The sequence below is a fragment of the Actinoplanes sp. NPDC051470 genome (assembly GCF_040682035.1).
GTDB lineage: Bacteria > Actinomycetota > Actinomycetes > Mycobacteriales > Micromonosporaceae > Actinoplanes.
The window spans coordinates 237,643-249,886 of record NZ_JBFBAA010000002.1; the positions used below are offsets into that span (position 1 = coordinate 237,643).

12 protein-coding genes are annotated in these 12,244 nt (G+C 72.8%); 8 read left to right on the top strand and 4 right to left on the bottom strand.

All coding sequences use genetic code 11. The features are described 5' to 3' along the window. Window positions 1–2: 2 nt before the first annotated feature. A complete protein-coding gene (locus tag AB0M54_RS06210) occupies window positions 3–1,448 on the top strand; it encodes an alpha/beta fold hydrolase (RefSeq protein ID WP_364320136.1) in 1,446 nt (481 codons plus the stop codon). Here the strand turns inward: AB0M54_RS06210 and AB0M54_RS06215 are convergent. Together AB0M54_RS06215 and AB0M54_RS06220 are read right to left on the bottom strand one after the other, a co-directional pair. Continuing rightward, window positions 1,423–2,100 carry a response regulator transcription factor gene (locus AB0M54_RS06215; protein ID WP_364320138.1) on the bottom strand — a complete coding sequence of 226 codons (678 nt, stop codon included), beginning with the start codon at window positions 2,098–2,100 and terminating at the stop codon, window positions 1,423–1,425. The genes AB0M54_RS06210 and AB0M54_RS06215 overlap by 26 nt on opposite strands. Further along, window positions 2,097–3,143, bottom strand: coding sequence for a histidine kinase (locus AB0M54_RS06220; protein ID WP_364320140.1), 1,047 nt, complete (start codon window positions 3,141–3,143; stop codon window positions 2,097–2,099). The genes AB0M54_RS06215 and AB0M54_RS06220 overlap by 4 nt, the downstream gene beginning before the upstream one ends. A gap of 19 nt (window positions 3,144–3,162) precedes the next feature. Here AB0M54_RS06220 and AB0M54_RS06225 point away from each other — a divergent pair, with 19 nt between their 5' ends. From AB0M54_RS06225 to AB0M54_RS06250, 6 genes are all read left to right on the top strand, one after another. Continuing rightward, the gene (locus AB0M54_RS06225) at window positions 3,163–3,921 is read left to right on the top strand and encodes an aldo/keto reductase (protein WP_364320142.1); all 759 of its coding nucleotides are present in this window, start codon (window positions 3,163–3,165) and stop codon (window positions 3,919–3,921) included. A 514-nt stretch (window positions 3,922–4,435) separates the two neighbouring features. Then, complete coding sequence (locus AB0M54_RS06230) at window positions 4,436–4,873, top strand: cupin domain-containing protein (RefSeq protein ID WP_364320144.1); 438 nt, start codon at window positions 4,436–4,438, stop codon at window positions 4,871–4,873. Between the two features lie 5 nt (window positions 4,874–4,878). Next, window positions 4,879–5,646, top strand: coding sequence for a methyltransferase domain-containing protein (locus tag AB0M54_RS06235; protein ID WP_364320146.1), 768 nt, complete (start codon window positions 4,879–4,881; stop codon window positions 5,644–5,646). Window positions 5,647–5,661: 15 nt separating this feature from the next. Next, a complete protein-coding gene (locus AB0M54_RS06240; protein WP_364469456.1) occupies window positions 5,662–6,894 on the top strand; it encodes a hypothetical protein in 1,233 nt (410 codons plus the stop codon). An 85-nt stretch (window positions 6,895–6,979) separates the two neighbouring features. After that, window positions 6,980–7,600 (top strand): VC0807 family protein, encoded by a 621-nt coding sequence (locus AB0M54_RS06245; protein WP_364320150.1) that lies wholly within the window; start codon window positions 6,980–6,982, stop codon window positions 7,598–7,600. Window positions 7,601–7,656: 56 nt separating this feature from the next. Then, window positions 7,657–10,515: a glycoside hydrolase family 2 TIM barrel-domain containing protein gene (locus tag AB0M54_RS06250; RefSeq protein WP_364469458.1), complete on the top strand. Its 2,859-nt coding sequence runs from the start codon at window positions 7,657–7,659 to the stop codon at window positions 10,513–10,515. Here the strand turns inward: AB0M54_RS06250 and AB0M54_RS06255 are convergent. Next, the gene (locus AB0M54_RS06255; RefSeq protein ID WP_364320154.1) at window positions 10,496–11,329 is read right to left on the bottom strand and encodes a helix-turn-helix domain-containing protein; all 834 of its coding nucleotides are present in this window, start codon (window positions 11,327–11,329) and stop codon (window positions 10,496–10,498) included. The two genes, AB0M54_RS06250 and AB0M54_RS06255, sit on opposite strands and share 20 nt — an antisense overlap. A gap of 101 nt (window positions 11,330–11,430) precedes the next feature. Here AB0M54_RS06255 and AB0M54_RS06260 point away from each other — a divergent pair, with 101 nt between their 5' ends. Next, complete coding sequence (locus AB0M54_RS06260; RefSeq protein ID WP_364320155.1) at window positions 11,431–11,634, top strand: 4-oxalocrotonate tautomerase family protein; 204 nt, start codon at window positions 11,431–11,433, stop codon at window positions 11,632–11,634. Window positions 11,635–11,644: 10 nt separating this feature from the next. Here the strand turns inward: AB0M54_RS06260 and AB0M54_RS06265 are convergent, their stop codons facing one another. Continuing rightward, entirely contained in the window at window positions 11,645–12,223 is a 579-nt protein-coding gene (locus tag AB0M54_RS06265) for a DUF6518 family protein (RefSeq protein WP_364320157.1), read from the bottom strand. Between the last annotated feature and the right edge of the window lie 21 nt (window positions 12,224–12,244).

Sequence of the window (12,244 nt, forward strand, 5' to 3'; positions counted from 1 at the left end):
GCATGAAGAAACTAGCCGCGGTCCTGGCGATCGCGCTCTCCCTGACCGGGGGAGCGGCGGCCTACGCATCCACGAGTCCGGCGCCGGAACCCTGCTCAGACCTGCCCGGCGCGCGATGCGGCAGCGTCACCGTCCCGCTCGACCGGGCGAACCCCAGGGCCGGGACCACGACCGTGGCGTACGTGCTGGTGCCCCGCCGCGAGCAGGACAAGCCGTCGCTCGGCACGATCGTGCCCAACCCCGGCGGCCCGGGTACGTCGACGATCGACCTGACCGGCAAGGATTTCGCGGCGGCCCTCGACCCGATCCTCGACCGGCGTGACCTGCTGCTGATCGACCCGCGCGGGGTCGGCCGCTCGGATCCGCTGAGCTGCCCGGCGCTGGCCGGACCGGACCCGGTGTTCCAGGGGCTGGAGGCGCAGCGGCGGGCCATCGGCGACTGCGGGCGGCAGCTGGGCGCCAAGGCCCGCTACTACGGGACCGCCGCGGTGGCGGATGACGTCGACGACGTACGCGAGTCGCTCGGTCTTGATCGTCTCGATCTGCTCGGGGTGTCCTACGGGACCTATCTGATGCCGGTGTACGCGCAGCGGCATCCGCGGCACGTGCGGTCGATCACGCTGGCCGGCGCGTACGCGGTCAACGGCGAGACCAGCGAGGCGGTGGCCGCGACGGCGCTGCGGCGGGCGATCACGCTGGTCTGCGCCCGTACCGGAGCCTGCGAAGGAAAGACCGTCCTGCGTGACCTCGGCGAGCTCGCCACGCGGCTGCGCAAGGATCCCACCACGGTCGACGTCGAGTACGGGACCAAGACGCATCGGGTCGTGCTCGACGAGTGGGCGCTCGCGGGGGCGGTCGGGAAGATGTACTCGGTGAAGCCCAACGAGACGGCGCAGCTGGGACTCGCGCGGGCCGTGGCCGAGGCCCGGCGCGGGAACCTCGAACCGATCCGGGACGTGGTCCGGGCCCACCTCGTCACCGAGGCGGAAACGGTGGAGATCGGCCCGCAAGGGGTGTCGATCCCGCTGAGCTGGGCCACCAGCTGCCACGACTACCCACGCGTATTCGACTACGGCGACCGCCCGGCCGAGCGGCGGCGCGACTACGAGCGGCACGTGGCGCGGCTCGACCCTCGGGACTTCGCGCCATTCTCGCCGCGGGCCTGGGTCACCCGCACCGCCTTCGACACCGGCGCCTGCCTGCGCTGGCCGGACGACCCGACCGCGAAGCCGCCGTTCGCCCCCGGCGCCCGCCTGCCCGACGTGCCGGTGCTGGTGCTCAGCGGTGACCTGGACGCGAACACCCCGACCGCGTCCGGGCGCGCGGCGGCCGCCCAGTTCCGGCACGCGCGGGTGGTCGAGGTGACCGGCGCCGGGCACACGCCGGTGCAGATGCCCGAGGGCCTGCGGCTCGCGCTGGAGTTCATCGTGGATCCGGGCCGGCGGTGAGCCCGACCCGGTGAGCCAGCACGACGGCGTGCACCCGGTCGCGCAGGTTCAGCTTGGTGAGGATGCGTGACACGTGGGACTTGACCGTCTCCCGGCCGATGAACAGCGCCGCCGCGATCTCCGGATTGGAAAGACCGGCGGCGACCAGCCGGAGCACGTCGGCCTCGCGCTCGGTCAGCGCCGCCAGGACGTCCGCCGTCGCGCGGTCGTCCTGGCGGAGGCGAGCGCCGAAGTGACCGATCAGGTTCCGGGTGACCTCGGGCGCCAGCAGGGCGTGGCCGGCCGCGACCGTGCGTACCCCCTCGATCATGGTCTCGGCCGGGGTGTCCTTGAGCAGGAAGCCGCTGGCGCCGGCCCGGATCGCCTCGAACACGTACTCGTCGAGGTTGAACGTGGTCACCACCAGCACCCGCGGGCCGTCCGGGGGCGCGTCCGGTCCGGCCAGCCGCCGGGTGGCCTCGATGCCGTCCAGCAGCGGCATCCGGATGTCCATGATCACCACGTCCGGGCGGAGCCGGCGGGCCCGCTCGACCGCTTCGGCGCCGTCGGCGGCCGTACCGACCACCTCGAAGTCGGGCTGTGAGGACAGGATCGTCACGTAGCCCGCCCGCACCAGATCCTGATCGTCGGCGACCAGCAGCCTAATCGTCACAGCGTCGCCCGCACCACGAAGGCGCCGCCGGCGTCCCGGTGAACGTCGAGGTCACCGCCGACGAGGCGCACCCGCCGCCGGAGCCCGTCCAGGCCGCGGCCCGGAGCCCAGCCCGGCGCGGACGGCCCCGCGGTGCTCACCTCGACCGACGAGGGCGTGGCCCGCACCACGGTCGCCCGGCCCGGCGCGTGCTTCAGCGCGTTGGTCAGAGCCTCCTGCACCACCCGGTAGGCGACCGCCGAGTCGATCTCACCCTCGGTCACCAGCTCGATCGGCTGCCCGGCCAGCCGGGTCTGCTCGACCAGCTCCACGATCCGGCCGGTCGACGGGGTCCGCGGCGCCTCGCCGGTCGGGCTCAGCACGTTCAGCAACTGCCGCAGGTCGGTCAGCGCGCGGCGGCCGGTGTCACCGATCGCCCGCAGGCCGGACCGGTCGCCGGCGGGCACGAACCGCGCCGCGTCGGCCTGCATGATCATCGCCGTGACGTGATGGGTCACCACGTCGTGCAGCTCGCGGGCCAGATGCTCGCGCTCGTCCCGCAACCGCGACTCCATCTCGTGCCGCTGCTGCTCCTCGCGCCGCAGCACCTCGCCCCGGGCCCAGCTCCCACCCAGCCAGCAGGCCGCCGGGATGGCGAAGTAGTAGACGTACTCGATCACCGGGGGCGCCCCCAGCAGCACGAACGCGGCGCACAGCCCGGCGTACCCGACAACCCACGCACCAACCGTGACCCACCGATGCCGTCGCTGCCGCGCACCCGCCGTGAACAGCGTGAGGTAGAGCGCGACGCTGGCGAAGGTGGGTCGAAAACCCATCAGCTGGTACGCCGAGAAAGCCGCCGACACGAGCGTCAGGCCGAGCACCGGGTAGCGCGTCCGGACGGCGAGCGGGAGCCCCTGCGCGACGACGAGCGCCGCCGCGAGCAGGTCGAACGGCCGCTGGGGCGTGTCCCAGCCCAGGATGGTGCCCTTGTCGCGCACCCACGGGGTGAAGGAGAGCCCGACCACCACCGCGGCGATCAAGGAGTCGCGCGACCACCGCACGGGGGAACCATACTTGGTCATGACCAACGTTCCTACCGTTGCCGTCGCCGACGGCGTGCAGATGCCGATGATCGGGCTCGGAACCTACGGGCTGCGGGGCGAGAAGGGGTATGCGGCCCTGCGCAGCGCGATCGACCTCGGATACCGCCACTTCGACACCGCGACCAGCTACGGCAACGAGGCCGAGGTCGGCCGCGCGGTCCGCGACTCGGGCGCCGAGGTCTTCATCACCACCAAACTGCCGCCCGAGCGGGCCCACGAGCCGTCCGTGGTGCTCGACGAGAGCCTCCGCGCGCTGGGCGTCGACCACATCGATCTCTGGCTGATCCACTGGCCGCCGAACCGGACCGCCTCCCCGCCGACCTGGCGGGCGCTGGTCGACGCGGTCGCATCGGGCCGGGTGCGCGCGGCCGGCGTGAGCAACTACAGCGTCGCCCAGCTGGACGAACTCGTCGAGGCCACCGGCGTCACCCCCGCGGTCAACCAGGTGCCCTGGTCGCCGTCCCAGCACGACCCGGCCTACCTGGCCGCCCAGCAGGAGCGCGGCGTGACCGTGGAGGGCTACAGCCCGATCAAGCGCAGCAACCTCCGCGACAAGACGCTGCGCGGGATCGCCGAGGCGCGTGGCGTCACCCCGGCCGAGGTGGTCCTGGCCTGGCACCTGGCCCACGACATCGTGGTGATCCCGAAATCCGCCAACAACGACCGCCTGCGCACCAACCTGGCCGCCGCCGAGCTGACGCTGACCCCCGACGAGGTCGCCGCCATCGACCGCTGACCCCGTCCCCTCCCTGCCCACCGCTCGCCCCGGCCCTCACATCCCCGCCCGCCGGTACTTTGCTCTGCGCACATATACGTACCCCCCCGCCCCGCCTCAGGGACGTGGATCGCGTGTCGCCGTCTGCGGTCGCAAGCCGGCTGCCGGCCGTCCTTGCCCGGTGGAACCGGCGTTCGTCCGGTGTTCGCCCAGGTCAAGCCTGGGGTGCAGATAGGTGCGCAGAGCGGGAACGAGGCGGTGCCGTTCTGGCGGATCACCCGCAGTGACCAGGCCGGCGGGAAGATTCGGCGGGCCGGGTGCGAAGTCGCAGGTGGGCGAGGGGGTGAGTATGAGTGCGCAGAGCAAACGGGGCGGGGGAGGACTGGCGGGTGGGTGGGGAGGTCACGGAGGGTGTGTTTGGAGGCCGCGGCGGCGCCGCTGCCGAGAGGAGGCGTTGCGCTGGCTCTGGTAGGCCTGGGGCTGAACCCGGGCAAAAGGTTCAGGGTGCGGTGAACTCCGGGGCGAATCAGCCGTTATGCACGTCGTGAAGAGAACAGCAATCGTCGCGGCCGCGGTCGTCGGCGCCACGGTCTTGATGGGTACGCCGGCCCAGGCCACCCCGCCCGGCCCGGGTGTCGTCGGCACGATCAAGTGGCAGACCACGATCGGGCCGACCGACTACATCCTGCGTGAGATCACCATTCCGGCGGGCCAGGCGACGGGCTGGCACTACCACGACGGCAGCCTCTACGGCCGGGTGAAGCAGGGCACGCTCAGCCACTTCGACGCGACCTGCGAGTCGGACGGCGTGTACCCGCGCGGCAGCCACATCCAGGAGCCGAGCGGCCCGGGCAACGTCCACATCGGTGTGAACAAGGGCCGGACCCCAGTGGTGCTGGAGGTCCTCTACGTGCTGCCGACCGGCTCGCCGTTCTCCGAGGACGCGCCGAACCCCGGCTGCGACTTCCAGTAGCGACCATGTCCGGCCTCGACCCCGCCGCCCAGTTCGACCAGCTGGGCGGCGTGTACGACATCTTCTCGACCTCGCCGTTCCGCCGGCAACTCGAGTTCCCGACCGTGTTCGCCACCCTCGGGGACGTGGCCGGCCTGGACGTGCTCGACCTCGGCTGCGGCAGTGGCAGCTACACGCGGATGCTCAAGCAGCGCGGCGCCGCGCGGGTGGTCGGTCTCGACGCCACCGAGGGCATGGTCGAGCACGCGCGGTCGGTCGAGGCGTCGTCCCCGCTCGGCGTCTCGTACGTGGCCGGCGCGTTGCCCGCCGACCTGGACGGCGCCTTCGACATCGTGCTGGCCGTGTACGTCCTGCCGTACGCGGAGGATCTGGACCGGCTCACCGACATCTGCCGGACGGCGGCGCGGGCGCTGCGTCCCGGCGGGCGGCTGGTGACTCTGCCGTCCAACCCGGCCCTGCGGCGCGAACCGGACTACTACGAGCGGTACGGGTTCCGGACGTACGGCGCCACCCGCGGCACCGAACCGGAGCCGGTCACGCTCGACCTGTGCTACGCCGGCCTGGACGAGACCGTGTCGGCCTGGGTCTGGTCGCGGGCGGCGATCGACGCGGCCCTGTCCGGGGCCGGGTTCGCCGACGTCATCTGGGCGGGCCCGGTGGTGACGGCGGCCGGGGTGCAGGAGGCGGGCGGAGCGTTCTGGCAGCCCTATCTGGACTGTCCGCACGCGTTGACCGTGAGTGCCCGGCTGTCCCTTGACCGCGGACGTCATTGAGCGGACCGTGGGAGGGTGCCTGGACGAGTGCGCCGCCCGGATCCCCTGTCCACACACGAGCCTGCCGAGGAGGCGGGGCGCCGGCCGGCCCCGTCCGGCGGGCTGGCGATGTTGCAGCAGACCGCGGGCAACCGGGCCGTCGCCGCGCTGGTCGCGCAGCGGGCGCCGGCCGCCGCGCAGGCGCCGGTTGCCGGCCCGCAGGCGCCCGCACCCTGGTGGCCGCAGGGGCCGACGGTCGCGCGTAAGCAGAATTCCACGCCGCTCGCCCAGTACGTGGCCTGGGTCAAGGAGGTCGAGGCCGCGTACCCGGGCAAGGCCGAGGTGATCCACCGGCTGCGGCGCCTCTACTACAGCAACTTCGTCGCCGGCGCCCCGGGCGGCGCCAAGGGCATGAACCCGTCGGGTACGGCGGGCCCGAAGTTCGACAAGGCGATCGACGGTGACGACGCCGTGGTTCCGATGACCAGCCCGCCGGTGAGTCAGGCCGCGCTCAACGGGCTGTTCGCGACCGACAACGTCGTGACCCCGGCCGGCGAGACCCTCGACCCGGCCCACTTCCTGCCCGCGCTCGACCTCGCGCTGCAGGGGGCGTCGACCCTCGGCGGCGGGCTCCAGGAGGTCAGCGGCGCGCCGCTCACCGGCGTCTTCACCTGGACCGGCGACCTGGCCTCGTGGTTCGTCGACTGGTCGGACCACAAGAAGAAGAACCCGGCCGCGAACGACATCGCCCTGCTCAACGCCCGGATGAACAGCAAGGTCTCGATGGAGGACCTGCTGTCCGACATGGACGCCCAGATCATGGTCAAGTCCGAGGTCGCCGTCAACGACCACTGGCAGGACGGCGGATCGCCCGACTTCCCGGGCACGATGGTCCGCGACCGCTCGCTCAACCGGCCGCTGTCCGACATTCTGCAGAGCTTCTACGGTACGCCCGCGGGGCAGCCGGCCAGGCCGAACGTCCCGAACCGCTTCGCCCGTTTCGTCCAGGCGGCCGTGCCGGCGATCCCGTACCGGATCCCCGACCCGACGAAGCCGCACGAGGTCCGGCTGGCCGCCGACGCCCGCAAGGCGATCCACGCCGCGCTCTACGCCGCGGCCGAGGCCCTGTTCGAGGGCAGCAACATCATCACCCGACCGGGCACCCCGGACGCGCTCGACGACTACCCGCACATCCTGACCGAGATCACCCGGCGGTTCCACGAGTACCTGGAGAAGGGCCTGGCCAACGGCAGCGCGCCCTGGCCGTAGGAGGGCCTGTCCATCGATCGGTGGACAGGGCGGCTCGGCGGGTCGGTCGTCCCGCGCGACCCCCTCGGGCGGCGAGCATCGAAGCATGACACACGGAATTCGCGACCTGATCCGTTCGCTCGCCTGGGACCTCGGCCTGCCGGTGGTCACCTACTACGCGCTGCACGCGCTCGGCGCCGGGGACACCACCGCGCTGCTGGCCGGGACGCTGGCCGCCGGGGCGCGGCTGGCCTGGGTCGCCGTGCGGGCCCGCGCGCTGAGCCCGTTCTCGGCTTTGATGGCCGCCGTGTTCGGCGTCGGGCTGCTGTTCACGTTCCTCACCGGCGACCCGCGCTGGATGCTGGTCAAGCACTCGGCGATGGCGGCGATCATCGGCCTGGTGTTCGTCGGCACGGCGCTGTGGGGCCGGCCGCTGACCCTGGCCGCGCAGCAGAGCATGCGGCCGGGGCAGGCGGCCGAGCTGACCGAGGCGTACGAGTCGAATCCGCGGGTCCGCCACGGCTACCGGGTCACCTCGCTGGTCTGGGGTGGCGGCCTGCTGGCCGAGGCCGTGGTCCGGGTGGCGCTGGTCTACACGCTGCCGATCTCGGTCATGGTCGGGATCTCCACGCTGCTGACCGTGGTCACCTTCGGCGCCCTGTTCGCCTGGACCGCCCGTTACGTCGCCACCAGCCGGAAGAAGGCCGAGATGGCCCTCGCGGCCTGAGCTTTCCGGAGGCGGCAGGACTCGATCTTCGGCTCGGCGCGTGGGAGATTCGTAGGGTGGCGTACATCGCGGATCCTCGACCTCATCACGGCGCGCTGCCGGCCCGATCCTGGTTGCGCTCGAACGCCCCGGCCCTGTCGCTGAACGGGCCTTGGCGCTTCCGGCTGTCACCGACGGCGACCGCGCCGGAGGACTTCGCGGCCGAGGCGTTCGACGACGCCGGCTGGGACGACCTGCCGGTTCCCGCGCACTGGGTGCTGCACGGCGACGGCGCGTACGGCCGGCCGATCTACACCAACGTCCAGTACCCGTTCCCGATCGACCCGCCGCACGTGCCGGACGAGAACCCCACCGGCGACTACCGCCGCCAGGTCGACGTGCCCGCCGACCTGGCCGGGTGCGAGCGGGTGGTGCTGCGGTTCGACGGTGTCGAGTCGATGTTCCGGGTGTGGGTGAACGGCGACGAGGTCGGGACCGCGAGTGGAAGCCGGCTCGCGCACGAGTTCGACGTGACTGGGTCGCTGCGCGCCGGGGCCAACGTCGTCGCGGTACGTGTGCACCAGTGGTCGGCCGGGAGCTACCTGGAGGACCAGGACCAGTGGTGGCTGCCGGGCATCTTCCGGGACGTCACGCTGATCGGGCGCCCGGCCGGGGGTATCGAGGATGTGTGGCTGCGCACCTCGTACACGGACGGGCGGGGTCTTGTTCTTCCCGAAGTCACCGCGGACGCTCCCGTCACCCTGCGCATCCCGGCGCTGAACATCGAGCAGGTCGTCGTCGCGGGCGAACCCGTCGACGTGGGTGAGGTCGCGCCGTGGTCGGCCGAGGAACCCATGCTCTACGACGCCACGGTGTCCACTGCGGCCGAGACCGTCACGCTGCGGCTCGGCTTCCGGACGGTCGAGATCCGCGGCGACCAGTTCCTGGTCAACGGCCGCCGGGTGGTCTTCCACGGCATGAACCGGCACGAGACCCACCCGGAGCGCGGCCGGGTGTTCGACGAGGAGCACGCCCGCGAGGACCTGGCCCGGATGAAGCGGTTCAACGTCAACGCGATCCGGACCAGCCACTACCCGCCGCACCCGCGCCTGCTCGACCTGGCCGACGAGCTCGGCTTCTGGGTGATCCTCGAGTGCGACCTCGAGACGCACGGCTTCGAGAAGCTCGGCTGGCACGGCAACCCGAGCGACGACCCGGCCTGGCGTGAGGCCTACCTCGACCGCGTCGAGCGCACGGTGGAACGGGACAAGAACCACCCCAGCATCGTGATCTGGTCGCTCGGCAACGAGTCCGGCACCGGCGCCAACCTGGCCGCCATGTCGGCCTGGGTGCATGCCCGCGACGCCGGCCGGCCGGTGCACTACGAGGGCGACTACACCGGCGACTACACCGACCTCTACTCGCGGATGTACCCGCCGGTGACCGAGACCGAGCAGATCGGGACCGACGGGTCGCGTACGCCGCTGCTCGGCTGCACCCCGGCGCAGGGCGCCCGGCAGCGCACCAAGCCGTTCCTGCTCTGCGAGTACGCGCACGCCATGGGCAACGGGCCGGGCGCGCTCGACCAGTACGAGGACCTGGTGCACCGGCATCCGCGGCTGCACGGCGGGTTCGTGTGGGAGTGGCGTGACCACGGCATCCGCACGTCGACGCCGGACGGCCGGCCGTTCTACGGGTACGGCGGGGACTTCGGCGAGGTCGTCCACGACGGCAACTTCGTGATGGACGGGATGGTGCTCAGCGACGACGTCCCGACGCCCGGCCTGCACGAGTTCAAGGCCGTGGTGCAGCCGCTCCGCCTCACCTTCGACGGCGCCGACGTGGTGATCGACAACCTGCGGCACTCGGCCGACACGTCCGACCTGCGCTTCGTCCGGCGGGACTCGTCCGCCCTGGCGGTGCCACCGATCCCGCCGGGCGGCAGCGTGCGGGTGGCCGTCGACGCTGATCCCGCCGCGTGGCTGACCATCGACGCCGTCCTCGCCGCCGCGACGGCCTGGGCGCCCGAGGGCCACGTCGTCGCCACCGCGCAGCGCCCCGCTTCCGAAGCTCCGGTCGCGCCCGCCCGCGTCTCCTCCGGGTGGCGTCCGTTCGAGTTCGAGAACGGTTCGCTGGTACGCCTGGCCGGCCGCCCCGCCACCGGGCCGCGGCTGGAGCTGTTCCGCGCGCCGACCGACAACGACGAGGGCCTGTCCGACCGGATCGAGGACAGCGACGAGAGCCGTCCCGACGTGTCCAGCGCCGACGTGTGGCGGCGTGCCGGGCTCGACCGGCTGACCACCCGGCGGGTCTCGGTCGAGCGTTCCGGCGACGCGCTGCGCACGGTCGACCGGGTCGCCGCGGCCGATTCCGCGCTGTCGGTGCTGATGGAGACGATCTGGTCGGCCGACGGCTCCGTGCGGGTCGAGATCCTCCCGTCGAGCGGCTGGCCCACGGTGTGGCCCCGGATCGGCGTCCGCTTCGACCTGCCCGGCGACGTGGACGGCGCCTCGTGGTTCGGGCTCGGCCCGCACGAGTCGTATCCGGACAGCATGCGCGCCGCCCAGGTGGGCCACTACCGCGCCACGATCGACGAGCTCTCGGTCGCCTACGCCCGCCCGCAGGAGACCGGCCACCGCTCGCAGGTCCGAAGTCTGACCCTGACCAGCGGCGACGACGCCTGGCTGACCCTCACCACGATCCCGGACACGCGCGGGCGGCGGCCCGGCTTCACGCTGAGCCGGCACACCCCCCAGCAGATCGCGCGAGCCGCGCACCCCCACGAGCTGCCGCCCTCGACGACCAGCTACCTGTTCATCGACGCGGCCCAGCACGGCCTCGGCTCGCGCGCCTGCGGCCCGGACGTGTGGCCCGGCTTCGCCCTGCGCCCCGAGGCCCGCACGATCCGCCTGCGGTTCAGCCCAGGGGCGGCGTGAGCTGCCGGCCGCCGATCACGGCCAGCAGCCGGAGCTGCTCCACGGCCTCGCTGCCGGGTGGCGCGGTGAAGAACTGCAGGCGTTGCCGGCCGTCCTCGCTGAACAGGTTCTGACAGTGGATGTCGACCACACCCAGCTCGGGGTGGGTGATCCGCTTGCGTTCGCCCCGGCGTACGGCGACGTCGCCGCTGTCCCACAGGGCGGCGAACTCTCGACTGACCCGGCGCAGCCGGGCCACCATCTCGGTGGACCGGGCGTCGTGATCGCGGTGGGCCACCGCCGCCCGCAGGTCGGCGGCCAGCACCCGGGAGTGGTGCGGGTGGTCCTCGGCCGGATAGATCGCCCGGCGGCCCGGCTCGGTGAACCACCGCTCGACGAAGCTCGCCGCGTCGGGCGGGCCGAGCAGGGCGGTCGCGAGGGGGTTCTGCACGAGCGTCTCGTGCAGGTCGGTGATGATCCGGGCCGGCGTGGTGCCGAGCCGGTCGAGCAGCGCGAGCATGGCCGGCGCCACGTGGGCGGCCGTCCCGTGGCCGGCCGGCGCGCTCCGGCCGGCCAGGCGGAAGAGGTGGTCCCGCTCGTCGGCGTCCAGCCGCAGCGCCCGGGCCAGCGCGGCCAGCATCTGCGCCGACGGCTGGGCGCCGCGGCCACGCTCCAGCTCGATGTAGTAGTCGACCGACGCCCCGGCCAGCTGGGCCACCTCGTCCCGGCGCAGGCCCGGCACACGCCGCCGTGGTCCGGCCGGCAGACCCACCTCGGCCGGGCTGATCCGGGCCCGCCGCGAGCGGAGGAAGCCGCCGAGTTCGTCGAGGTTCACCAGCTCAGTGTGCCGCCCGCGGGCCCGGCCACCCAGGGGTTGCCGACCCCCGGGTAGCCGGCCACTGGTCGGGCCCGGCCGCCGTCGGCAGGCTCGTACCCATGCCATTCGCGAATTTGAAGGTTCCCGCCGGCCTGCTCGACGCCGCGCAGAAGGAACAGCTCATCACCAGGGTCACCGATCTCTACGCCGAGACCTTCGGGGACGCCGTCCGGGCCAACACCATGGTGCTGGTCGACGAGGTCGCCGACGGTGGGTGGGGCATCCGGGGCGAGGTCCTCACCCTCGCCAAGCTCCGGGCCTGATCGGCCGCCCTCACCGGCTGAAGGCGGTGCCGATCATCAGCAGGTAGCCGACCGCGCTGAGCGGCACCGCCCAGGCCAGGGCCAGGGCCCGGTCCCGCCAGGCCGGGGCGACCAGCACGGTGACGCCGAGGGCCAGCAGGACCAGCACCACGACGTAGGCGAGGTCGCCGGGCCGCAGGATCGCCTCGGCCACCAGCACGGCGGCGGGCAGGCCGAGGGCCGGGAGCCGCAGCCGTCCGGGTGAGCGGGCCAGCACGCCGCCCGCGCCGAAGACGACCCCGGCGACCACCCCGAGCCCCATCCACAGGAAGGAGGTGACCGCCCAGATGTTCGACCAGTCGTCCCCCTGGATCAGCGCCGCCGCGACGTAGTAGGCGGGCACGGCCACGACCAGCATGACCACCGCGCCGGCGATCGACGGGCCCATCGGCCGGCGTCGCGACCAGGTCAGCAGGAACGCCGCCACCGCCCACACCGCGATCGAGTTGCCGAGCCCGCCGAACGGGAACGGCACGAACTTGATCCAGACGAAGTCGAGGAACCCGAGCAGCAGCCCCGCGACCGGCGCGACAATCACCATGGAGATCATCTTGCGGCCCGCGCGCAAGCC

Excerpts from the sequence above, each read along its gene's own strand:
- AB0M54_RS06210 (WP_364320136.1), top strand. The coding sequence starts at position 3 with ATGAAGAAACTAGCCGCGGTCCTGGCGATCGCGCTCTCCCTGACCGGG.
- AB0M54_RS06225 (WP_364320142.1), top strand. The coding sequence starts at position 3,163 with ATGACCAACGTTCCTACCGTTGCCGTCGCCGACGGCGTGCAGATGCCG.
- AB0M54_RS06230 (WP_364320144.1), top strand. The coding sequence starts at position 4,436 with ATGCACGTCGTGAAGAGAACAGCAATCGTCGCGGCCGCGGTCGTCGGC.
- AB0M54_RS06235 (WP_364320146.1), top strand. The coding sequence starts at position 4,879 with ATGTCCGGCCTCGACCCCGCCGCCCAGTTCGACCAGCTGGGCGGCGTG.
- AB0M54_RS06245 (WP_364320150.1), top strand. The coding sequence starts at position 6,980 with ATGACACACGGAATTCGCGACCTGATCCGTTCGCTCGCCTGGGACCTC.
- AB0M54_RS06260 (WP_364320155.1), top strand. The coding sequence starts at position 11,431 with ATGCCATTCGCGAATTTGAAGGTTCCCGCCGGCCTGCTCGACGCCGCG.
- AB0M54_RS06265 (WP_364320157.1), bottom strand. The coding sequence starts at position 12,223 with ATGATCTCCATGGTGATTGTCGCGCCGGTCGCGGGGCTGCTGCTCGGG.